Annotated in this window: 17 protein-coding genes; 12 read left to right on the top strand and 5 right to left on the bottom strand. The window is 70.9% G+C overall.

All coding sequences use genetic code 11. The features are described 5' to 3' along the window. The first annotated feature begins 30 nt into the window (after nucleotides 1-30). Nucleotides 31-1581, top strand: a complete 1551-nt coding sequence (locus ACIGWZ_RS39060) for an APC family permease (RefSeq protein ID WP_400072748.1) — start codon at nucleotides 31-33, stop codon at nucleotides 1579-1581. Between the two features lie 71 nt (nucleotides 1582-1652). Continuing rightward, nucleotides 1653-3296, top strand: a complete 1644-nt coding sequence (locus tag ACIGWZ_RS39055) for an amidohydrolase (protein WP_400072746.1) — start codon at nucleotides 1653-1655, stop codon at nucleotides 3294-3296. A 115-nt stretch (nucleotides 3297-3411) separates the two neighbouring features. Here ACIGWZ_RS39055 and ACIGWZ_RS39050 read toward each other — a convergent pair whose 3' ends face one another. The 3 genes from ACIGWZ_RS39050 to ACIGWZ_RS39040 form a co-directional block, all read right to left on the bottom strand. Beyond that, entirely contained in the window at nucleotides 3412-4272 is an 861-nt protein-coding gene (locus ACIGWZ_RS39050; protein ID WP_400072744.1) for a phosphatase PAP2 family protein, read from the bottom strand. 165 nt (nucleotides 4273-4437) lie between these two features. Beyond that, nucleotides 4438-5487: a LacI family DNA-binding transcriptional regulator gene (locus ACIGWZ_RS39045; RefSeq protein WP_400072741.1), complete on the bottom strand. Its 1050-nt coding sequence runs from the start codon at nucleotides 5485-5487 to the stop codon at nucleotides 4438-4440. 25 nt (nucleotides 5488-5512) lie between these two features. Next, nucleotides 5513-7117, bottom strand: a complete 1605-nt coding sequence (locus ACIGWZ_RS39040) for an alpha-amylase family glycosyl hydrolase (RefSeq protein ID WP_400072739.1) — start codon at nucleotides 7115-7117, stop codon at nucleotides 5513-5515. A gap of 224 nt (nucleotides 7118-7341) precedes the next feature. Here ACIGWZ_RS39040 and ACIGWZ_RS39035 point away from each other — a divergent pair, with 224 nt between their 5' ends. From ACIGWZ_RS39035 to ACIGWZ_RS39010, 6 genes are all read left to right on the top strand, one after another. Continuing rightward, nucleotides 7342-8628 (top strand): extracellular solute-binding protein, encoded by a 1287-nt coding sequence (locus ACIGWZ_RS39035; RefSeq protein ID WP_400072737.1) that lies wholly within the window; start codon nucleotides 7342-7344, stop codon nucleotides 8626-8628. A 53-nt stretch (nucleotides 8629-8681) separates the two neighbouring features. Then, the gene (locus ACIGWZ_RS39030; RefSeq protein ID WP_400072763.1) at nucleotides 8682-9560 is read left to right on the top strand and encodes a carbohydrate ABC transporter permease; all 879 of its coding nucleotides are present in this window, start codon (nucleotides 8682-8684) and stop codon (nucleotides 9558-9560) included. Nucleotides 9561-9562: 2 nt separating this feature from the next. Then, nucleotides 9563-10414: a sugar ABC transporter permease gene (locus ACIGWZ_RS39025; RefSeq protein ID WP_400072735.1), complete on the top strand. Its 852-nt coding sequence runs from the start codon at nucleotides 9563-9565 to the stop codon at nucleotides 10412-10414. Nucleotide 10415: 1 nt separating this feature from the next. Beyond that, nucleotides 10416-12032 carry an alpha-amylase family glycosyl hydrolase gene (locus tag ACIGWZ_RS39020; RefSeq protein WP_400072733.1) on the top strand — a complete coding sequence of 539 codons (1617 nt, stop codon included), beginning with the start codon at nucleotides 10416-10418 and terminating at the stop codon, nucleotides 12030-12032. Next, nucleotides 12029-13066, top strand: a complete 1038-nt coding sequence (locus ACIGWZ_RS39015) for a LacI family DNA-binding transcriptional regulator (protein WP_400072730.1) — start codon at nucleotides 12029-12031, stop codon at nucleotides 13064-13066. Before ACIGWZ_RS39020 ends, ACIGWZ_RS39015 begins: the two co-directional genes overlap by 4 nt. Before the next feature lie 240 nt (nucleotides 13067-13306). Next, nucleotides 13307-13750, top strand: coding sequence for an RICIN domain-containing protein (locus tag ACIGWZ_RS39010; protein WP_400072728.1), 444 nt, complete (start codon nucleotides 13307-13309; stop codon nucleotides 13748-13750). 21 nt (nucleotides 13751-13771) lie between these two features. Here ACIGWZ_RS39010 and ACIGWZ_RS39005 read toward each other — a convergent pair whose 3' ends face one another. After that, entirely contained in the window at nucleotides 13772-14884 is a 1113-nt protein-coding gene (locus ACIGWZ_RS39005) for an FAD-dependent monooxygenase (RefSeq protein ID WP_400072726.1), read from the bottom strand. 160 nt (nucleotides 14885-15044) lie between these two features. On the opposite strand from ACIGWZ_RS39005, the gene ACIGWZ_RS39000 reads away from it, so the two are divergent. From ACIGWZ_RS39000 to ACIGWZ_RS38985, 4 genes are all read left to right on the top strand, one after another. After that, a complete protein-coding gene (locus ACIGWZ_RS39000; RefSeq protein WP_400072724.1) occupies nucleotides 15045-15995 on the top strand; it encodes a TetR/AcrR family transcriptional regulator C-terminal domain-containing protein in 951 nt (316 codons plus the stop codon). 216 nt (nucleotides 15996-16211) lie between these two features. Next, on the top strand, nucleotides 16212-16712 hold the full coding sequence (locus tag ACIGWZ_RS38995; RefSeq protein ID WP_400072721.1) for an anthrone oxygenase family protein: 501 nt from the start codon (nucleotides 16212-16214) through the stop codon (nucleotides 16710-16712). A 284-nt stretch (nucleotides 16713-16996) separates the two neighbouring features. Continuing rightward, complete coding sequence (gene pulA / locus ACIGWZ_RS38990) at nucleotides 16997-19726, top strand: pullulanase-type alpha-1,6-glucosidase (RefSeq protein WP_400072720.1); 2730 nt, start codon at nucleotides 16997-16999, stop codon at nucleotides 19724-19726. A gap of 47 nt (nucleotides 19727-19773) precedes the next feature. Further along, nucleotides 19774-20871: a hypothetical protein gene (locus ACIGWZ_RS38985; RefSeq protein ID WP_400072718.1), complete on the top strand. Its 1098-nt coding sequence runs from the start codon at nucleotides 19774-19776 to the stop codon at nucleotides 20869-20871. Here ACIGWZ_RS38985 and ACIGWZ_RS38980 read toward each other — a convergent pair. After that, nucleotides 20868-21401: a GNAT family N-acetyltransferase gene (locus ACIGWZ_RS38980; RefSeq protein ID WP_400072716.1), complete on the bottom strand. Its 534-nt coding sequence runs from the start codon at nucleotides 21399-21401 to the stop codon at nucleotides 20868-20870. The two genes, ACIGWZ_RS38985 and ACIGWZ_RS38980, sit on opposite strands and share 4 nt — an antisense overlap. Nucleotides 21402-21649 lie beyond the last annotated feature (248 nt).

Here is a 21649-nt window from a genome sequence, read left to right as displayed (position 1 = left end):
CTCTCCGTCCCCGCAGAAGGGCGCCGAGCCATGGCCGTAGAGTCAGAGTCCCGCAACGGGACCCCTCAGCAGACCTCACCACCACTCGCCGCCGACGAGGCCCCCTCGCTCCGCCGCGGCACCCTCGGCGTCGCCGACATCGCCTTCTTCGTCATCTCCGCGGCCGCTCCGCTGACCGTCATGGCCGGCACCTCCCCGCTCGCCATCGGCGCCGGCGGCATCGGCGCCCCGGTCGGCTACGTGCTGGCCGGCGCCACCCTCGCCCTCTTCGCCGTCGGCTTCACCACCATGGCCCGCCATGTCCGCAACGGCGGCGGCTTCTACGCCTTCATCACCCGCGGCTTCGGCCGCCCGGCCGGCTTCGGCGCCGCCACCGTGGCCCTCCTCGCCTACAACGGCATGCAGATCGGCGTCTACGGACTGCTCGCCACCGCCACCCAGGACGCCCTCCAGGCCTTCTGGGGCCTCCACGTCCCCTGGCCGCCGATCGCCGTCGTGGGCGTCGGGGTCATCTGGTTCCTCGGCTACCGCAGCATCGACTTCGGCGCCAAGGTGCTGGGCGTGCTGCTCGTCGCCGAGACCGGCATCCTCGTGCTGCTCGCCGGGGGAGTGCTGCTGCACGGCGGCGCGCACGGCCTCTCGGCGGACTCCTTCACCGCCGGCAGCGTCCTGGTCCCCGGCACCGGCGTCGTCCTCGCCTTCGCCTTCGCCGCCTTCACCGGCTTCGAATCCACCGCCATCTACCGCCGCGAGGCCCGCAACCCGCGGCGCACCATCCCGCGCGCCACCTACATCGCGGTCGCCTTCCTCGGCCTCTTCTACGCCTTCACCATCTGGATCGTCATCCAGGCCTACGGCAGCGACAAGATCGTGGCGGCCGCCCTGCACGACCCGGCGGGCCTGTTCTTCACCGCCACCACGCAGTACGTCGGCGCCTGGGCCGCCGACCTGATGCACCTCTTCATCATCACCAGCATCCTCGCCTCCCAACTGGCCTTCCACAACGCGATCAACCGCTACGGCCTGGCCATGGCCCAGGAGGGCGTACTGCCCTCCCCGCTCGGCAAGGTCCACCCGCGCCACCGCTCCCCGTACCTCGCCGGAGCCGCGCAGAGCGTCCTCGCGGTCGTCGTCGTCGGCGGCTTCGCGCTCGCCGGCCTGGACCCCTACCAGCAGCTCCTGCTGTGGATGAACACCCCGGGAATGCTGGGCCTGTTGGCCCTCCAGGCGATCACCGCGGCCGCCGTGCCCCGCTACTTCCGCCGCTTCCGCCACGACGAGGGGACGATGCGCACCGTCATCACGCCCGTCGCCGCCACCGTGCTGATGGTGCTCGCCCTCTGGCTCGTCATCGCCAAGATCGACCTCATGACGGGCGCCCCCTTCACCACCAACGCTGTCCTGGTCCTCACCGTCCCCCTCACCTTCGGCCTCGGCCTCGCCCTCGCCCGGCGGGTACGCCGTACCCGCCCCGAGATCTACGCGGGCTTCGCGGCGGAACCGGCGGAGGACGACGAGACCCTCGCCTCCGGCCCACCGGCTCCCGAACCCGCCGGCCGGCCCGCCGAAGAGCCCCGCTGACGGACCCGGAAGCGGCCGCCCGCCGCGGCCCCCCGGCCACCACCCCACTGCGCACCGCCCAAGGAGCCCGTATGTCCGCCGCCCCCGTGTCCCGCACCGCCGCCGACACCATCCTGACCGGCGCCCGGGTACGCACCCTCGACCCCACGCGCCCCCTCGCCGAGGCCGTCGCCATCAAGGACGGGCGGATCGCCGCGGTCGGGGAGGAGCGGGACGTACGGGACTGGCGCGGCGCGGCGACCGAGGTCGTCGACCTGGCCGGGGCGACCCTGACCCCCGGCCTCGTCGACGGCCACAGCCACCCCGTCTGGGGCGTCGAGATGGCCACCGGCGTCGACCTCTCCGCCTGCCGCGACCTCGACGGACTGCGCACCGCCCTCGCCGAGGCCGCCCGCGCCCTGCCCCCCGGCGGCTGGCTCACCGCCTGGGGCCTGGACCACAACGTCTTCGCCGGCGCCCCGGTCCACCGCGATCTGATCGAGGACGCGCTCGGCGGCGCACCCGCCGTCATCCGCCTCTACGACGGCCACTCGGCGCTGGCCAGCGGCCGCGCGCTGGAAGCCGCGGGGATCACCGGCCCGCGCGAGTTCGTCCAGCGCGCCAGCGTCGTCTGCGACGCCGACGGCCGCCCCACCGGCCATCTCGTCGAACACGCCGCGATGGACCTCCTCACGCCGGTCGTCCCGTCCCCCCCGGCCGGCGCCCGCCGCGCCCGGCTCCTCGGCCTCCTGAACGAGATGGCCGCCAACGGCCTCACCGGCGCCCACGTCATGGACATGGAGAGCGCAGACGTCCCCGAGCTGCTCGCCGCCATCGAGGCGGACGGCGAACTCCCCGTCCGCCTCCGCCTCGCCCCCTGGTGCATGCCCGGCATCGAGAAGGACGGCCTCGACCACCTCATCGAGCTCCAGCGCCTGGCCGGCCGGCACTGGCGGGTCGGCGGCGTGAAGTTCTTCATGGACGGCACCGTCGAGGGCGGTACGGCCTGGCTCGAGCACGCCGACTGCCACGGCCAGGGCACCGAAGCCTTCTGGCCGGACCCGGCGGCGTACACCCACGCCGTGCACCACCTCGCGCGCGCGGGCGTGCGCACCGCCACCCACGCCATCGGCGACGCCGCCGTACGGCATGTACTGGACACCGTCGAGCTGCTCGGCGACGACCGGATCGGCGCCCGCCACCGCCACCGCATCGAGCACATCGAGACCGTCCCCGGCGAACAGCTGCCGCGCTTCGCCCGCCTCGGCGTCGCCGCCTCCATGCAGCCCACCCACACCGCCTACACCCGCGCCGATCACACCGACGCCTGGTCCCGGCGGGTCGGCGAGGAGCGCGCCGGACGGGCCTGGCGCTGCCGCGACCTGCGCGACGCCGGCGCGGTCCTGGTCCTCGGCTCCGACTGGCCGATCGCCCACCACGACCCCCGCCAGGTCCTCGCCACCGCCCGCCTCCGCCGCCCGGCGGGCGAACCGGACGTCGCCCCCGTCACGCCCGGCCAGGCGCTGACCGGCCTGATGGCGCTGGAGGGCTGCACCTCCCACGCCGCCCTCGCCGTCGGCGAGGAGTCCGAGGCCGGCCGGATCGCCCCCGGCTTCCGCGCCGACCTCACGGCCCTGGCCGTGGACCCGGTCACCGCCCCGGCCGACGAGCTGGGCGCCGCGCCGGTCCGCCTGACGATGACGGGCGGGCACCTCACGCACCGCGGGGAGAACTGACGGCGCATAGCTATACGGCCGACGTTGGGCCATTCGGGTGACGGGCGGTGCCGCGCGGAGCGGCCCCGCCCACCCGGGTGCCGTACGGGAAAGGGGCCGAACGGCGGGCCGACGCTCAGCCGGCCTTCAGCAGATTCACGTCCGGTGCCGCCACATGACGGGTCAGGCGGTGCGGCAGCATGCCGTACCAGGCCAGCGCCACCGTGAACCCGAAGGTCAGGCAGAGGACCCCGCCGACCGCGTCCAGCCAGAAGTGGTTGGCGGTGGAGACGATGACCAGCAGCGTCACGGTGGGGTAGAGCAGCCCGAGGATCCGGGCCCACAGCGGCTTGGCCAGGAGGGCGACGGTGATGCCGCACCACAGCGACCACCCGATGTGCATCGACGGCATCGCGGCGTACTGGTTGGACATCGAGGCGAGGTTGCCGGACGCCATCGAGCCCCAGGTGTCGTGCTGCACGACGGTGTCGACGAAGCCGCCGCCGGGCATCAGCCGGGGCGGCGCCAGTGGGTAGAAGTAGTAGCCGAGGAGGGCGACACCGGTGGTCGCGAAGAGCGCCAGCCGGGCGGCGGCATAGCGCCCCGGCTGCCAGCGGTAGAGCCAGATCAGCACGCCGATCGTCACGATGAAGTGCAGCGTCGCGTAGTAATAGTTCATCGACACGATCAGCCACGTCACGGAATTCACCGCGTGGTTGACCGTGTGCTCGACGGCGATACCCAGCGAGTGCTCGGCCTGCCAGACCCAGTCGGCGTTTCTGAGCGCCTTCGCCTTCTGCTCGGGCACGGCATTGCGAATGAGCGAGTACGTCCAGTAACTGACGGCGATCAGCAGGATTTCGAACCAGAGCCGGGGTGCGCGAGGGGCGCGCAGCCGGGCCCACCGGCGGCGGTTCACCGAGCGGTCCGCGCTCGCCCCATGGGGTGGCGGGGTGGCGGGCCGACCGTCCAAAGTCCTCACATTCGCATCACCCATAGGCAGACAGTCTGCCAGAAACGGGCGTGTCGCCGATCATCCTTCGGTCGGGTATTCGACGGTCCGTATCCCTCTCCGGGCGGATACGGACCCTCGAAATACCCGGGAAATCCAGTAAGGGATCAGCGGACCGCGGAAACTCCTCCGAGGTGGCCGGTACCCGTCTCAGGAGGTACGGGCGGGCCGGGGAATCCGCGCGGTTTTGGGGGCCGAAGCGGTCGAACCGCGCACCACCAGCTCGGGGTGGAAGACGAACTCGCTGTGCGGGGCGGGGGTGCCCCCGATCTCCTCCAGGAGCGCCCGCACCGCCGCCTGCCCCATCGCCGTGACCGGCTGCCGGATCGTGGTCAGCGGGGGATCGGTGAAGGCGATCAGCGGGGAGTCGTCGAAGCCGACCACGGACATCTCGCGCGGTACGTCCAGCTGCCGCTGCCGTGCCGCGCGGATCGCGCCCAGCGCCATCATGTCGCTGGCGCACACGATGGCCGTCACCCCGCGGTCGATCAGCGCGTGGGCCGCCGCCTGGCCGCCCTCCAGGGTGAAGAGGGAGTGCTGGATGAGCGGCCCCACCTCGGCCGGGCCGAGGTCCAGCCGGTCCTGCATGCTGCGGACGAAGCCCTCGATCTTGCGCTGTACGGGCACGAACCGTTCGGGCCCGAGGGCCAGTCCGATCCGCCGGTGGCCGAGCGCGCCGAGATGGGTGACCGCCAGATCCACCGCGGCCCGGTCGTCGGGGGAGACGAACGGCGCCTGCACCTTGTCGGAGAAGCCGTTGATGAGGACGAACGGCACTCCCTGGCCGCGCAGCTGCGCATAGCGCTGCATATCGGCGGAGGTGTCGGCGTGCAGCCCGGAGACGAAGATGATGCCGGCGACGCCGCGGTCCACCAGCATTTCGGTCAGCTCGTCCTCCGTGGAACCGCCCGGCGTCTGCGTCGCGAGGACCGGCGTGTAGCCCTGGCGGGTCAGCGCCTGCCCGATGACCTGGGCGAAGGCCGGGAAGATGGGGTTGTTGAGCTCGGGTGTGATCAGCCCGACCAGGCCCGCGCTGCGCTGCCGCAGCCTGACCGGGCGCTCGTAGCCCAGCACGTCGAGGGCGGCGAGCACCAACTGGCGGGTGGTGGCGGAGACGCCGGGCTTCCCGTTGAGGACCCGGCTGACGGTGGCTTCGCTGACACCCGCCTGTGCTGCGATATCGGAGAGCCGGGCGGTCATGGGATGGGACTGTACCGGGCGCATGTCAGATTGCCCACCAGGTGCAACTGTCACCGGGGACCACGGCCGAGGCGCCGTCGACGGCCACCGGGGCGCTGGAGAGCAGCGGTCGTCCGGGCAGCGGGAGTTCCGCCGCGCGGGCGAGGGTGTTGACCGTGCACAGCACGCCGGGGCGGCGGAAGGCGAGCAGCCCTTCGGGGGCCGGCTGCCAGCTCATCTCCCCGTCGCCCAGGCCCGGCAGGCGGCGGCGGAGGTCGAGGGCGGTGCGGTAGAGCTCCAGGGTGGAGTGGGGGTCACCGGTCTGTGCTTCGACGGTCAGGCGGTGCCAGTCGGCGGGCTGCGGCAGCCAGGTGCCGGCGTCGCCGAAGCCGTAGGGGGGTGCCGTGCCGGACCAGGGGAGGGGGACGCGGCAGCCGTCGCGGAATCCGTCCTGGCCGTTGGCGCGGAAGAAGGAGGGGTCCTGGCGGACTTCGTCGGGGAGGTCGGTGACTTCGGGCAGTCCCAGTTCTTCGCCTTGGTAGACGTAGGCGGAGCCGGGGAGGGCGAGCATGAGGAGGGCGGCGGCGCGGGCGCGGTCGAGGCTGCCGCCGAGGCGGGTGCGGTGGCGTACGACGTCGTGGTTGGACAGGACCCAGGTGGCCGGTGCGCCGACGGGGCGCATCGCCTCCAGGGAGGCATCGATCACCGCGCGGAGCGAGGCCGCGTCCCAACCGGTGTTGAGGTAATGGAAGTTGAAGGCCTGGTGCAGCTCGTCGGGGCGTACGTACAGGGCCAGCCGTTCGGCGCTGGGGGCCCAGGCCTCGGCGACGCCGACCACCGCCTTGCCGTGGGCGTCGCCGTATCCGTCCAGCAGGCGGCGCCAGGAGCGGTGGATGGCGTGCACGCCGTCCTGGTCGAAGAACGGCAGGACCTGGGTGCCGATGAGCTTGGCCTGCTCGCCGTGGCCGATGTCCGGCAGACCGGGAGCCTTGACCATGCCGTGGGCGACGTCGACCCGGAAGCCGTCCACGCCCAGGTCCAGCCAGAAGCGCATGATGCCTTCGAATTCGGCGTGGACGTCGGAATTGTTCCAGTCCAGGTCGGGCTGTTCCGGGGCGAAGAGGTGGAGATACCAGTCGCCGCGGTCGGTACGGGTCCAGGCGGGGCCGCCGAAGACCGACTCCCAGTCGTTGGGCGGGAGCTCGCCGTGCTCGCCCTTGCCGGGCCGGAAGACGTAGCGCTGCCGGGCGAGTTCGGGGTCCTGGAACCAGGGGTGCCGGTCGGAGGTGTGATTGGGGACGATGTCGACGATCACCCGCAGGTTCGCCTCATGGGCGGCATCGATCAGGTCCCGGGCGTCGTCGAGGCCGCCGAAGAGCGGATCGACGGCGCGGTAGTCGGCGACGTCGTAGCCGCCGTCGGCCTGCGGGGAGGCGTAGAACGGGGTGAGCCAGACGGCGTCCACCCCCAGCGCCTTGAGGTACGGCAGCTTTCCGCGGGCGCCGCGCAGATCTCCGATGCCGTCGCCGTCGCTGTCGGCGAACGAGCGGACGTAGACCTGATAGATGACGGCGTCCCGCCACCACCTGGGACCTCGGTGCGGTGCGGGGGCCCGGGGGGCGGGGCTGGGGGAAGTGAGCTCCTGGGTCATCTGCCGTCCCTGTCGAGGTCAAGAGGCCTTGGTGCCTTCACGGAATCAACGCTCGGGCGGGCGCGGGGTGACGGTGCGAAGGGGGTCGCGGGGGTGTCGTTCCGGCCATCACACTGCAATTTCTTCCAGCAAACTTGCAGCAATTTGCCGCAAGGTCTTTCGGTTTGATTGCCACGCTGTTACGTTCCTGACCGCCATCTGAGGCGATTCCCTAAGGAGTTCACATGCGGCGTGGCATACCTGGCATCCGCGGTATCACCGCCACCGCGCTGGTAGCGGGCCTGGCGCTGGCGGCGAGCGGGTGCGGTGGAGGAGACGGCGACAGCAACGCCGGCAGCGGCGGCGAACTGTCCGGAACCGTTACCTTCTGGGACACCTCCAACGACGCCGAGAAGGCGACCTACCGCAAGCTTGCGGAGGGCTTTCAGAAGGAACATCCCAAGGTCCACGTTCAGTATGTGAACGTTCCGTTCGGCGATGCCAACGCCAAGTTCAAGAACGCCGCGGGCGGCAACTCCGGCGCCCCCGATGTGATGCGCACCGACGTCGCCTGGGTCGCGGACTTCGCCAACCTCGGCTACCTCGCCCCGCTCGACGGCACCGCCGCCCTCGACAAGACCGGCGACTACCTCCCGCAGGCCGTCGGCTCCACGAAGTTCAAGGGCAAGACCTACGCCGCGCCGCAGGTCATCGACACCCTCGGCCTCTTCTACAACAAGAAGCTGCTCAAGGACGCGGGCGTCGCCGTACCCAAGACCTTCGCCGAACTGAAGGCCGCCGCCAAGAAGATCAAGGCCAAGACCGGTGCCACCGCCCTCTACCTGCGCGGCGACGACCCCTACTGGTTCCTGCCCTACCTCTACGGCGAGGGCGGCAACACCATCGATGCCCGCTCCAAGACGGTGCAGATCGACAATGCCGCGGGCGTCAAGGCCTTCCGCGCCATCAAGGACCTGGTCGACTCGGGGGCGGCGGTCACCGATGCCACGGACGGCCAGGAGAACCAGCTCAGAGCCCTCAAGGACGGCAAGGTCGCGATGGCGGTCGACGGCCCCTGGGACATCGAGGGCGCCCGCGCCGGCCAGGCCTTCAAGGACAAGAAGAACCTCGGCGTCGCCCCCGTACCGGCGGGCAGTGCGAAGCAAGGATCCCCGCAAGGCGGCTGGAACCTTTCCGTATACGCCGGCAGCAAGAACCTGCAGGCCTCGTACGCCTTCGTGAAGTACATGAGCTCCGCGAAGGTGCAGCAGGAAACCACGGAACGGCTCAGCCTGCTGCCCACGCGGCAGTCCGTGTACGAGGTTGCGGCCGTCAAGCAGAACGAGATGGTCACGTTCTTCAAGCCCGCCGTCGACGGCGCCGTACAGCGTCCCTGGATCGCCGAGGGCAACTCCCTCTTCGAGCCGATCAAGGTCCAGATGAACAAGGTGCTCACCGGTGCCGCCACGCCTGAGCAGGCCGCCAAGGCGACCGGCGCCGCCTACCGGAAGCTGCTCAAGGACTACAAGTGACCTTCGCTGTACGGGTGCGCCGGGCTCTCGGCACCCACTGGTACGCATGGACGATGGTCGCCCCCGTGGTACTGGTCATCGGGGTGATCATCGGCTATCCGCTGGTGCGCGGCGTCTTCCTTTCCCTCACCGACGCCAACGAGGCCAATGTCCAGCGTGACATCGGCGTCAACCACATCCCCGCCACCTACAAGTTCACCGGCCTGGACAACTACAAGGCGGTGCTCTCCGACGGCGTCTTCTGGGACCGCCTCGGCTGGACCGTCCTGTGGACCGTCGCCTGCGTCTCCCTCACCTTCCTGCTCGGCCTCACGCTGGCCAACATGCTCAACCGGACGCTGCGCGGCCGCACCTTCTACCGCCTCGCGCTGATCCTGCCCTGGGCCATCCCCGCGTTCATCTCCGTCTTCACCTGGCGGATGCTCTACAACGAAAAGAGCGGCATCCTCAACAAGCTGCTCTCCGGCGGCGGCATCGACGCCATCCCCTGGCTCAACGACCCGACCTGGGCGAAGCTCTCCGTCATCGCCGTCAATGTCTGGCTGGGCGTGCCGTTCATGCTGGTCACGCTCCTCGGCGGCCTGCAGTCCATCCCCGGCCAGCTCTACGAGGCCGCCGAAATGGACGGCGCGGGGCCCTGGCAGCGCTTCCGCCACATCACCGTCCCCGGCCTGCGCGCGGTCAGCGCCACCGTCGTCCTGCTCTCCACCATCTGGACCTTCAACATGTTCCCGGTGATCTTCCTGCTCACCAGGGGCGGCCCCGGCGACGCCACCGAAATCCTGGTGACCTACGCCTACCGGCTCTCCTTCGTCGACAGCCCCCGCAACTTCTCCGAGTCCGCGGCCTGGGGCGTCCTCATCCTCGTACTGCTCTCGATCGTCGCGGCCGTCTACCGCCGGGCGCTGCGCAAGCAGGGAGAGGTGTGGTGACCATGACCCGCAAGCCCGCGCCCCGTCGGCGCAACGAGCGCAGCCGGGCGGCCTCCGTCGGTCTGCACGCGGCGCTGATCGTCGCCGCGATCGTGGCCGTCTTCCCGCCGTTCTGGCTGCTGGTGACGTCCTTCAAGCCCAAGAACGACGCCTTCTCCACCGGCCTCGTCACCCACCCCACCCTCGCCAACTACACCCATGTCCTGGCCGACACCGAATTCCTGGCCTGGTTCCGGAACTCCGTCGTCGTCGTCGGGCTGACCACCGTCCTCGGCGTCTTCATCGCCGCCACCACCGGCTACGCCGTCAGCCGTTTCCGCTTCCCGGGTATGCGCCCGCTGATGTGGCTGCTGCTGATCACCCAGATGTTCCCGGTCGCCGTGCTGATCGTGCCGCTCTACAACCTGATGGCGGCCCTGGGCCTGCTCAACCAGCCCGCCGGCCTGGTCATCACCTACCTCACCATCGCGGTCCCGTTCTGCGCCTGGATGATGAAGGGCTTCTTCGACACCATCCCGGTGGAGATCGACGAGTCCGGCCGGGTCGACGGCCTCAACCCCTTCGGCACCTTCTGGCGCCTGGTCCTTCCGCTGGCCAGGCCGGGGCTGGCTGTCACCGGCTTCTACACCTTCGTCACCGCCTGGGCCGAGGTCGCCTACGCCTCCGCCTTCATGACCGGCGAGGAGAACCTGACGCTCGCCGGCGGCCTGCAGACCTTCGTCAACCAGTACACCAACGACTGGGGTTCGATGACCGCCGCCGCCGTGATCATCGCCGTACCGGCCGCGCTCGTCTTCGCCTTCGCCCAGCGCCACCTCGTCGCCGGTCTGACCGCCGGCACCACCAAGGGATGACATGACCGAACAGCACAACGTCACTCCTGCCACCGACTGGTGGCGCGATGCGGTGATCTACCAGGTCTATCCGCGCAGCTTCGCCGACGGCAACGGCGACGGCATGGGCGACCTGGCGGGCATCCGCAGCCGCCTGCCCTACCTCCGCGATCTGGGGGTGGACGCCGTCTGGCTCAGCCCCTTCTACGCCTCCCCGCAGGCCGACGGCGGCTACGACGTCGCCGACTACCGGGCCATCGACCCGATGTTCGGCACCCTGCCCGACGCCGAGGCCGTCATCGCCGACGCCCATCACCTCGGCCTGCGCATCATCGTCGACATCGTCCCCAACCACTGCTCCGACCAGCACGAATGGTTCCGTCGCGCGCTGGCCGAAGGTCCGGGATCGGTCACCCGCGAGCGCTTCCACTTCCGTAAGGGACGCGGCCAGAACGGCGAACTGCCGCCCAACGACTGGGAGTCCATTTTCGGCGGCCCCGCCTGGACCCGCGTGCCCGACGGCGAGTGGTACCTCCACCTCTTCGCCCCCGAACAGCCCGACTTCAACTGGGACCACCCCGCCGTCCAGGACGAGTTCCGCTCCATCCTGCGCTTCTGGCTGGACCTGGGCGTGGACGGCTTCCGGGTCGATGTCGCCCACGGCCTGGTCAAGGCCCCCGGCCTGCCCGACATGGGCCACGGCGAACAGCTCAGACTCCTCGGCAATCAGGTCCTCCCCTTCTTCGACCAGGACGGCGTCCACGCCGTCTACCGCACCTGGCGCGCGGTCCTCGACGAGTACGCCGGCGACCGCATCGCCGTCGCCGAGGCCTGGACCCCCAGCGCCGAACGCACCGCCCTCTACCTCCGTCCCGACGAGCTGCACCAGGCCTTCAACTTCCATTACCTCAACACCGGTTGGGACGCGGCCTCGCTCCGGGCGGTGATCGACGCGTCCCTGGAGGCGATGCGCCCCGTCGGCGCACCGGCCACCTGGGTCCTGTCCAACCACGACGTCGTACGCCACCGCACCCGCCTCGGCGGCAGCCTCGACCGCGCCCGCGCCGCCGCCCTCCTCATGCTCGCCCTCCCCGGCTCCGCCTACGTCTACCAAGGCGAAGAACTGGGCCTGCCCGAAGTCACCGACCTCCCCGACGAAGTCCGCCAGGACCCCTCCTTCTTCCGCGCCAACGGCCAGGACGGTCTCCGCGACGGCTGCCGCGTCCCCCTCCCCTGGTCCGGCACGGCACCCCCCTACGGCTTCGGCGACGCCGGCACCTGGCTGCCGCAGCCCGCCGACTGGGCTCCGCTGACCGTCGCGTCACAGGCCGGTGATCCCGACTCCACCCTGGAGCTCTACCGCGCCGCCCTCGGCCTCCGCCGCACCCACCCCGGCCTGGGCGCGGGCGACACGGTCGAATGGCTCGACGCCCCCGACGGCGTCCTGGCCTTCCGCCGGCCCGGCGGCCTCATCTGCACGGCCAACACCACCGGGGCGGCGGTGAAGCTGACCGAACGACCCGGCCGCGTCCTCCTGTCATCCCTTCCCCCCTCTCACCTCTCCACGTCCCGTCACCTTTTGAACACCACGGGTGACTACGTGGTTGCGGCCGACACCACCGTCTGGTGGGAGGAGTGACCCTGCCGGCACCCCGTCCCACCCCCCGCCTGTCCGACATCGCCGCCCAGGCGCAGGTCAGCGAGGCCACCGCCAGCCGCGTCCTGAACGGCAAGGCAGGCGTCGCGGCGGGCACCCGGCAACGCGTGCTCGCCGCTCTCGACGTCCTGGGCTACGAGCGCCCCGTACGGCTCAAACGCCGCAGCGCGGGCCTGGTCGGCCTCGTCATCCCGGAACTCACCAACCCGATCTTCCCGGCCTTCGCCCAGATCATCGAACAGTCCCTGGCGGGCCACGGCTACACCCCGGTCCTGTGCACCCAGATGCCCGGCGGCGCGACGGAGGACGAACTCGTCGAGCAGCTCGAGGAACGCGACGTCACCGGCATCGTCTTCCTCTCCGGCCTGCACGCCGACACCGCCGCCGACCCGTCCCGCTACACCCGTCTGACCTCGCGAGGAGTCCCGTACGTCCTGATCAACGGCTACAACGACCGCATCGACGCGCCGTTCGTCTCGCCCGACGACGGCGCCGCGGTCCGTATGGCCGTACGCCATCTCGTCGAGCTGGGCCACGAACGCATCGGCCTCGCCGTAGGACCCGCCCGCTACGTGCCCTCGCGCCGCAAGGCCGAGGGCTTCGCGGCGGCGCTGAAGGAGTCGTTCGGCCTGTCGAGGGGGCAGGCCGAACGCCACATCCGCCACACCCTCTTCAGCGTCGAGGGCGGTCACGCGGCCGCCGCCGCCCTGCTCGACGACGGCTGTACGGGCATCGTCTGCGGCAGCGACCTGATGGCGCTCGGCGCCGTCCGCGCGGCCCGCCAACGGGGCCTCGACGTCCCCGGCCACCTCTCCGTCGTCGGCTTCGACGACTCGCAGCTCATCGCCTTCACCGACCCGCCGCTGACCACGGTGCGCCAGCCGGTGCAGGCGATGGCAACCGCCGCGGTGGGCGCGCTGATCGAGGAGATCCAGGCAAATCCCGTACAGCGCACCGAGTTCGTCTTCCAGCCCGAGCTGGTCGTACGGGGCTCGACCGGACCGGCCCGTGCATGACCTCCCGGAGCCGCACGACGGGAGGAGCGGCCCATCCAGGGCGGCACTCCAGGGCGCCGCTGGGGCACCCATCTCCCGCAAGGTTCCCGCCCGGACCCCGAGCGCGCCGTCCGCTCCTCTCCAGTGGTCCAAGGCGTGCCCCCACATGTGTCGCGTTGCGCGAGGAGGGAAGGGGACCGAACCCGTCCGTCAGAGGGAATCGCGGTGCCCCGGTACCGCACGTCAGAAGCGGAGCCGGCCTTGGCACCTGTACCGAACGGCCGATACACGGTCACCCGCCCGAACGAGCAGATGCTCACCCTGCGGGACGGGGACTCCGCACCGGGAACGCCCGCGGTGATCCTTCCCCCCACCGGAAACCCGGGCGAGCAGGAGTGGGAGGTGCAGGCCGCCGGCAACGGCACCTGCACGATCCGCAACCTCGGCTCCGGGACGTACCTCGGCTACGACGGCGGCGCGGAGGCGAACAAGCCGGTGGGCGGCTATGCGACGGCATGCGAATGGGCCCTCCTGCCGAACGGGGAAGACTCCACCTTTCACCTCGTCGTTCCCGGGGACCCGGTGGACGGCCAGGAGCTGGCCCTGGACACGAGCCTGCTGCGGATCTTCCCACCCCGCACCGCCATCCGGCCCCTGGACATCAGCGATCGGGGACAGGCGTGGTACTTCCGGTTCCACGCGTAGACCCGGCGCGGGGCGGATGCGCTACGCGACCGCCGGGCAGTCCAGCGAGAGGGCGTTCTTGGCGTGCGCGACGGATGCCTCGGAGGCCGGTCCGCCGGGATTCTCGGTGGCCAGAGCCTGGTTGAGGGTGACGAAGGAGCGCATCCGGCGCTCATAGCTGCGGTACGCGGCGCTGTGGTCGCCCCGTGCCTGGGCGAGGCAGTCGGCCAGTACGTAGGCGCCCACGAGGGCCAGGCTGGTGCCCTGCCCTGAGAGCGGGGTGGGGCAGTAGCCGGCGTCCCCGAGCAGGGTCACCCTGCCCCGCGACCAGTTGTCCAGGCGGATCTGGGCCATGGCGTCACAGTAGAAGTCGGGCGCCTCCAGGGCGGCCTCGGCCAGGCGCCTGCCGTTCCAGCGCAGGGAGGCGAGCTTGTCCGCGACGAGCTGCCGAAGGGCGCCGGGGTCGTGGGCGAGGGGGCCGGACAGGAAGCCGAAGGCGATCCTGAGCTCGGTGTTGTCGCGTACGGGCATGATGCCGAAGCCCGTGTCGCCGTCCCGCAGCCACAGCTGCCAGTCGTCGAGGGCGAGGAAGTTGTCCGCGCTGAACACCGACAGATAGCTGTCCAGATGGTGTGCGAAGCGCTCCTCCGGCCCGAAGGCCAGACGGCGTACGGCCGAGTGCAGTCCGTCGGCCCCGATCACGAGGTCGAAGGTGCGGGACGGCCCGTGTGCGAAGTCGACGCGCACCCCGTTCTCCTGCTCGTCGAGCGCGGTGATGCTGTTGCCGAAGAGGTACTCGACGTCTGCGCGGGTGTGTTCGTGGACCATCCGCACCAGGTCCTCGCGCAGCAGCTCGATGTCGTCGCTGTCGAGCCGGCCGCTGCTGAAGGTGGCCTCGGTGTTGCGCTCGATCTCCTGGCCGTCGGGGTCCAGGATCGACATGCCGCGCATCCGGGTGCGTACGCTCCTCGCCCGCTCCAGCAGGCCCGTCCGCTCGACGACGTCGAGCGCGACGCCACGGATGTCCACGGCCTGGCCGCCGGGGCGCGGGCCCGGGGCACGTTCGACGACGGTGGCCCCGAAGCCGTGACGGCGCAGCCAGTACGCGAGCACCGGCCCGGCGATTCCGCCGCCGGAGATGAGAACGGTCTGCATGGAAGGCTCCTTTTCGTGCGCTGTATGTGGCCCGAACGTACGTCGTACGCACAGCCCCTTCAACTGGCCGAATGACCCGCCTGACCTAGGACAGTTGGGCCTCGCGCCACGTCGTCGCTGCTACTCTCTGTGCTAGTACAGAAGGGGAGGGGCAGAGGACGTGACGGATCCCACAGGGGCACACCGTGAGCCGCCCTATCTGCGCATCGTCGGCGAGATCCGCCGGCGCATCACGGACGGCGAGCTCGCGCCCGGGGACGGGGTCCCCTCGACCCGCCAGGTCGCCAGGGAATGGGGCGTCGCGCTGGCCACCGCCGCCAAGGCCCTGACCGCCCTGCGCAGGGAGGGACTCGTCGAGACCCGGCCCCGCACCGGCACGGTCGTGGCCGCCGCCGCTCCGGCGGCAGCGCCGCGCAGACGACCGTCATCCGGCCCGGTCCTGGAGGGCGAGTTGAGCCTCGACCGGATCGTCCGCGCCGCCATCGACATCGCCGACGCCGAAGGACTCCCGGCGCTCTCCATGCGCGGCGTCGCGGCCCGGCTCGGCGTCGCGGCCATGTCGCCCTACAGGTACGTCCCCAGCAAGGACGACCTCGTCCTGCTCATGGCCGATGCCGCATTCGGCGAGAAGTCCTACCCTGCCGAGCCCCCCGAAGGGTGGCGCTCCCGCGTCGAGCTGGGTGCGCGAACCCTGTGGTCGCTGTACCGCAGACACCCGTGGCTGGCCCAACTCGGCTCTCTCACCCGCCCGTTGCTCGTACCCCAGCTGATGGTGCACGGCGAATGGATGCTGGGCGCCCTCGACGGGCACGGCCTCGACCCCACCACGCTGTTCGACATCCACGTACTGCTCTACAGCCACGTCCAGGGCCTGGCCGTGCATCTGGAGTGGGAGGCGCACGCCGAGGCCACCACGGGCCAATCCGAGGACCAGTGGATGGCCGGCCGCGCCCCCGCCCTCCGGGCCTTGGTGGAATCCGGCCGCTTCCCGACCTTCGCCAAAGTGGTCGGAGCCTTTGACGACGGCTATGACCTGCATCTCGACGCGCTCTTCGAACTCGGCCTCAAGGCGCTCCTGGACGGCCTGAGCCCCATCATCGAAGGCCCTTAGGGCTTTCGCCTTGCGCCCGGTGCCACGGTGGCGAATTACCGCAGCTGCTGAGGGTCCAGAACGGATGGTTCTGGATGTCAGAAGTGCCGGATCTTGGACTTCCGGCGGATACCCGGCCACCCTTGAAGCCGGCCTCGGCTCCCGGCTCAGCGCCCAGCGGGGCCGACCTTACGGGCAACTCATCCGCCCCAAGTCAACGCATCGGAGCCGACGAACATGCGCATCGGACTCATCCATGGATTCGCCCTGCTCTGCACCGGCCTCCTCGCCGGCGCATTCGGCTACGGCGCGGCCAATCTCGTCCCCACTTTCAACGCCGTACCGCTGGAAATGCGGCTGTCATTCCACGCCGAATTGATGAAGATGAACGGCATCACCATGCAGGCGGCGATGGGCGCGTCGATCCTGAGTTCCCTGACGCTCGCCGTCCTGACAGCGGGCCGCGCCCGACTGCTCGCCGGTGCGGCAGGTCTACTGGCTTTCGCGTCCTTCCTGATAACCCGGTTCGGCAACGTGCCGATCAACGGACGGATCAAGCAGTGGGCGCTCACCTCGGCCCCTGCCGATCACGCGGCGATCCTGCGGCGCTGGGAACTGTTCAACGACCTGCGCACGTTCACCGCCTTCGCTGCCTTTGTTCTCCTGATCGCCCTCGCCGTCGGCGGACTGCGAGCGGCCGCCCGCTCCGAACATGTCCGGGCGGACGGGTCCTCTTGAGTCCGAAGTTCTCTGGTGGATCGGCGGCCCTCCCTCCGTGGGTGCCCGCCCGGTTCGCGGCCGGGCCGGCGTGCTTCCTGCCGGCGGGTGGAAGGGCGACCGTCGACCGGAAGGGTCGTTGTCGCCGAACTGCTCCTTGAGGGCCGGTCCGACCGGCCGGGCGCGTAGGGCCCGGGTTGCGGGCCTCCGGCCGGCCGGACCGGCTACTCCGGGAACTTAACACCCTTGCAATATCTTGCGTAAGGTCTTGCAGTCATCGATCGACGCGGCTAGAACCAGGACCCATGTCCTCCACGGAACGCCGGTACCGGCCTCGCAGGCGCCTGGCCGCCGCCCTCGCCCTCGGCGCGGCGGCCCTGCTCGTCACGCCCCCTCAGCAGCAGGCGCAAGCGGCCCCGCCCGACCCGGCCAAGGCCGAGGCCCAGTGGATCGACCGTGACACCGTCGTCTGGAAGGGCGCCGAACACGTCCCGGCGCAGCTGGAGTACGGGAATCCGGGAGCGCCGGCTCACCGCATCCGCCTGGCGCCCGGCACCCTCACCCCCGCCGAACGGGCCGCCTACCCCCACCTGAAGAACTTTCCGGCCTTCACCGTCGACCCGCGCGACCGCGGCCTCGCCCGCAACGCCTTGCGCAATCGACTGATGGCCACCCAGCACCGTTCATCGGGCGCCGGGCCCGCCACCACCGGCGTCCAGATACCCGGTGTACTGGACGATCTGTACGGACGCGCGGCCCAACACGCCCAGCTGGGCCCGACGTTCGACGGCCGCCACCGCCCCACCCTCTCCGTCTGGGCGCCCACCGCCCGTACCGTGGCGCTCGAACTGGACGGCCGTACGGTCCCGATGCGTCGGGACGAGACCACCGGCGTCTGGCGCGCCCGCGGGGAGCGGGCCTGGTCCGGCAAGCCGTACCGGTACGTCGTCCGCGTCTGGGCGCCCAGCGTCGGCAAGATGGTCACCAACAAGGTCACCGATCCCTACTCCGTCGCGCTGACCGCCGACTCGGCCCGCAGTCTTGTGGTGGACCTCGCAGACCCCCGACTCGCGCCCAAGGGCTGGACCCAGCTGAAGAAACCCCTTGCCGTCCCCTTGCGCAAGGCCCGCATTCAGGAACTGCACATCCGCGACTTCTCCGTCGAGGACCGCACCAGCCGCCACCCCGGCCAGTACCTCGCCTTCACCGACGCCCACTCGGACGGCATGCGCCATCTGAAATCCCTTGCACAGGCGGGAACGTCCTACGTCCACCTGCTGCCGGCTTTCGACGGCGCCACCGTCCCGGAACGCCGCGCCGACCAGCAGCGACCCGACTGCAACCTCGCCTCCCTGCCCGCCGACTCGGACCGGCAACAGGAGTGCGTCGGCAGGACGGCCGCCCGCGACGCCTACAACTGGGGCTACGACCCCCTCCACTACACCGTCCCCGAGGGCTCGTACGCCTCCGACCCCGGCTCTGCTTCCGGGGGCTCGGCACAGGGCAGAGGCGGAGCGCAGCGGAGCGGCCCGCGCCGCACCCTGGAATTCCGACGCATGGTGCAGGGCCTGAACGGGGCCGGCCTGCGCACCGTCATGGACGTCGTCTACAACCACACCGCGGCGAGTGGCCAGGACCCGAAGTCGGTCCTCGACCGGATCGTGCCGGGCTACTACCACCGGCTCCTGGACGACGGGAGCGTCGCGACCTCCACCTGCTGCTCCGGTACCGCGCCCGAGCACACCATGATGGGCAAGCTCGTCGTCGATTCCGTCGTCACCTGGGCCCGGCAGTACAAGATCGACGGCTTCCGCTTCGACCTCATGGGCCACCACCCCAAAGCCAACATCCTGGCCGTACGCAAGGCCCTCGACGCCCTGACCCCGGCCCGCGACGGCGTGGACGGCAAAACGGTCATCCTCTACGGCGAGGGCTGGAACTTCGGCGAGGCCGCCGACGACGCCCGCTTCGTCCAGGCCACCCAGCGCAACATGGCCGGCACCGGCATCGCCACCTTCAGCGACCGGGCCCGCGACGCGGTCCGCGGCGGCGGCCCCTTCGACGCCGACCCCCGGGTCCAGGGCTTCGCCTCCGGCCTCTTCACCGACCCCAACTCCTCACCCGCCAACGGGAATTCCGCCGCACAGCGCGCCCGCCTCCTCCACTACCAGGACCTCATCAAGCTCGGCCTGACCGGCAACCTGGCGGACTACACGTTCACCGATACCTCCGGCCGCCGGGTCAAGGGCTCGGAGGTCGACTACAACGGCGCCCCCGCCGGCTACGCGGCCGCCCCCGGCGACGCCCTCGCCTACGCCGACGCCCACGACAACGAAACCCTCTACGACGCCCTTGCCTACAAGCTCCCGCCCGGCACCCCGGCCGCCGACCGCGCCCGGATGCAGGTCGTCGCCCTGGCCACCGCCGCCCTCTCCCAGGGCCCGGCCCTCTCCCAGGCGGGCACCGACCTGCTCCGCTCCAAGTCCCTCGACCGCAACTCCTTCGACAGCGGCGACTGGTTCAACGCCCTCCACTGGAACTGCGCCGGTGGCGCCGACCGCGGCACCGGCAACGGCTTCGGGCGCGGCCTGCCCCCGGCCGCCGACAACAAGGACAAGTGGCCCTACGCCCGGCCCCTCCTCGCCGACCCGGCCCTGCGCCCCGACTGCGCCACGAGGGCCGCCACCTCCGCCGCCTACCGCGACCTCCTCCGTATCCACGCCACCGAACCGGGGTTCGCCCTGCCCACCACCGCCGACGTCCAGTCCGCCCTCTCCTTCCCGCTCTCCGGCACGGACGAGACCCCGGGCGTCCTCACCATGCGCCTCGGCCGCCTCGTCGTGATCTTCAACGCCACCCCGCACCGCCGGTCCCAGGACCTCCCCTCCGCCGCGGACACCCCGTACACCCTCCACCCCGTCCAGGCCCACGGCTCCGACCCGGTCGTCAAGTCGTCCTCGTACCAGGCCACTTCGGGCACCTTCACCGTTCCGGCGCGTACGGTCGCCGTCTTCACCCGGGCGACGGGACGCTAGTGGGCGTTCCGTGCCGCGCGGCGGCCGGAATGTGCGAGGGTGCCGTCATGAGCGACGAGATACCACGCACCTTCCGGGGGTTTGCGGAGACCTTGGTTCGGCTGGGCATAGCGACGGAAGAACAGACCGCCGTCGGCCTGGCGGCGGCGGCCGACATCGGCATCGACCCCGACGAGGAGGTCGAGGACGCCGAGGAGCAGACCGACCTGCTCGACTTCTGCGAGGGCCTCGGCTTTCAGACGCCCGAAAAGATGGGTGTCGATCTCGAGGAGATGGTGTGCGAGATCGCGGCGTGCACGGGTGGCTCGGTGGTGGTCGACGAGGTCGAGCGGGTGACGGTCGAGGACGGAACCGAGTATCTGCACTTCCGGCGCAATGGGCGGTCGATGTGGTACGAGACGAAAGCCCCCTCGGACAGCAGCAGCTACATGGACTGGAACACCGCCTTCGACATCATCGGCGACCTCGTCCCCGGCAACGACGATCCCCGGACCTTCTACCAGCTCATCGAGGACTCCTATGACGCCTGGTGGCTTCTGCTGACGCCCGAACAGGCCGAGAGCCTGGAGGAGTTCGGCCTGCCGATGCCGGTGGACCTCGGCCACCGGGTGCGTGACGCGCTCCCCACGGCGGAACCCGAGACGCTCGCGTGGTACCTGGAGGACGACCGCCTGCATGCGAGCGAGGAGGCCCGCCGGGGTCTCGACGAGTGGCTGGCCCCCATGGACGCCGCACTGGCGCGGTGGCGGACGGCCCATCTCCCCGACGACTTCCCCTTCGACCATTCGCCGGACTCGCTCGCGGTGCTGGAACGGCTGGTGCTGGACCGCTTCGACGGCCCCGCCGCGCTGGAGGCCGCGGCCGAAGGCGCGTTCTTCGAGGGCGCGGTGAGGTACGTCGGAGAGACCGCGCTGCGGCTCTGGCCGTGCCGCTGGACGTACCAGCCCGTCGACGAGGCGTCGCCGTTCGCCAGCGGGCCGTTGATCAAGGCCAACGTCCCGGTGCATTTCGGGGCGTCGTTCTCGCCCGACGAAGTGCTGCGGACCCTGGTGAAAAGTCGCACGTCCCAGGGCATGCGCGACCGCATGGCATCGGTGGGGGAAACGGTCGAGGAGTACCGCAAGGCGCTCCGCGCCCGGCCTTAGTGGTCCGCTGGGACCAGCCGCTTCTCCAGGAGGGTGACGGCGTACCGGCTGCCGGCCGCGCCCTCCTTGAACGGCTGCTCCCCGACGACGGTGTAGCCCGCACCCTCGTAATACGTGCGCAGTCGCGGATTGCGCGCCACACAGTCCAGCCGGGACCACTCCCGCCCCGCTCCGGCGATCCGCCACTCGGCCTGGCCCAGCATCGCCCGCCCGGTCCCGGCCGGGGCGTGGGCGCGGTCCACCATCAGCCGGTGCACATACCCCGCCACCGGCGGCTGTTCGCCCCACGCGGGTACGTCCTGCCACCACAGCTCGAAGGCGCCGACGACCCGCCCCGCCGCCTCCGCGAGCCAGACCTCTCCCTGCTCCCGCTCCGCTATCCGGTGCCGGAAATGCTCCTCGTCCTTGTCGCCCGGCTTCCACTGATCGATGTCGTTGTCCTGCATCCAGCGGGCCGCCCCGTCGTAGAGCGCGACCAGGGCGGGCAGGTCGTGCGCAACGTGGGCGAGCCGGAAGGTGGTCACGTTCATGGCTCCGATTGTGCCGTGTCGCTGCGCTTGGCTTGGCCCCACGTTGTCGGCCGTCCCGCCGTGGTGGTTGTTCGCCGTTGCGCCTGGCGGCGGGCCCCTCCGCTGCGCTTTGCCTGCGCCGTACGTTGTCGGCTGTCCCGCCGTGGTGGTTTGTCGCCGTTGCGCCTGCGGCGGGCGTGGGTTGTTCGGGAGCGGTGCCGGCCCTACACGGCTCCGCCGCTACGGTCCGTCCCCTCCCGTGGGTGGGT

This window comes from Streptomyces sp. NPDC053427, from assembly GCF_044544985.1.
In the GTDB taxonomy this organism is placed as follows: domain Bacteria; phylum Actinomycetota; class Actinomycetes; order Streptomycetales; family Streptomycetaceae; genus Streptomyces.
This window is presented reverse-complemented; position numbering and strand designations above follow the sequence as displayed.

Coding starts and splice junctions, on each gene's coding strand:
- ACIGWZ_RS39060 (WP_400072748.1), top strand. CDS start 31: ATGGCCGTAGAGTCAGAGTCCCGCAACGGGACCCCTCAGCAGACCTCA.
- ACIGWZ_RS38980 (WP_400072716.1), bottom strand. CDS start 21,401: ATGAACGTGACCACCTTCCGGCTCGCCCACGTTGCGCACGACCTGCCC.
- ACIGWZ_RS39035 (WP_400072737.1), top strand. CDS start 7,342: ATGCGGCGTGGCATACCTGGCATCCGCGGTATCACCGCCACCGCGCTG.
- ACIGWZ_RS39025 (WP_400072735.1), top strand. CDS start 9,563: ATGACCCGCAAGCCCGCGCCCCGTCGGCGCAACGAGCGCAGCCGGGCG.
- ACIGWZ_RS39045 (WP_400072741.1), bottom strand. CDS start 5,487: ATGACCGCCCGGCTCTCCGATATCGCAGCACAGGCGGGTGTCAGCGAA.
- ACIGWZ_RS39020 (WP_400072733.1), top strand. CDS start 10,416: ATGACCGAACAGCACAACGTCACTCCTGCCACCGACTGGTGGCGCGAT.
- ACIGWZ_RS39005 (WP_400072726.1), bottom strand. CDS start 14,884: ATGCAGACCGTTCTCATCTCCGGCGGCGGAATCGCCGGGCCGGTGCTC.
- ACIGWZ_RS39030 (WP_400072763.1), top strand. CDS start 8,682: ATGGTCGCCCCCGTGGTACTGGTCATCGGGGTGATCATCGGCTATCCG.
- ACIGWZ_RS39055 (WP_400072746.1), top strand. CDS start 1,653: ATGTCCGCCGCCCCCGTGTCCCGCACCGCCGCCGACACCATCCTGACC.
- pulA (WP_400072720.1), top strand. CDS start 16,997: ATGTCCTCCACGGAACGCCGGTACCGGCCTCGCAGGCGCCTGGCCGCC.
- ACIGWZ_RS39040 (WP_400072739.1), bottom strand. CDS start 7,117: ATGACCCAGGAGCTCACTTCCCCCAGCCCCGCCCCCCGGGCCCCCGCA.
- ACIGWZ_RS39050 (WP_400072744.1), bottom strand. CDS start 4,272: ATGGGTGATGCGAATGTGAGGACTTTGGACGGTCGGCCCGCCACCCCG.
- ACIGWZ_RS38995 (WP_400072721.1), top strand. CDS start 16,212: ATGCGCATCGGACTCATCCATGGATTCGCCCTGCTCTGCACCGGCCTC.
- ACIGWZ_RS38985 (WP_400072718.1), top strand. CDS start 19,774: ATGAGCGACGAGATACCACGCACCTTCCGGGGGTTTGCGGAGACCTTG.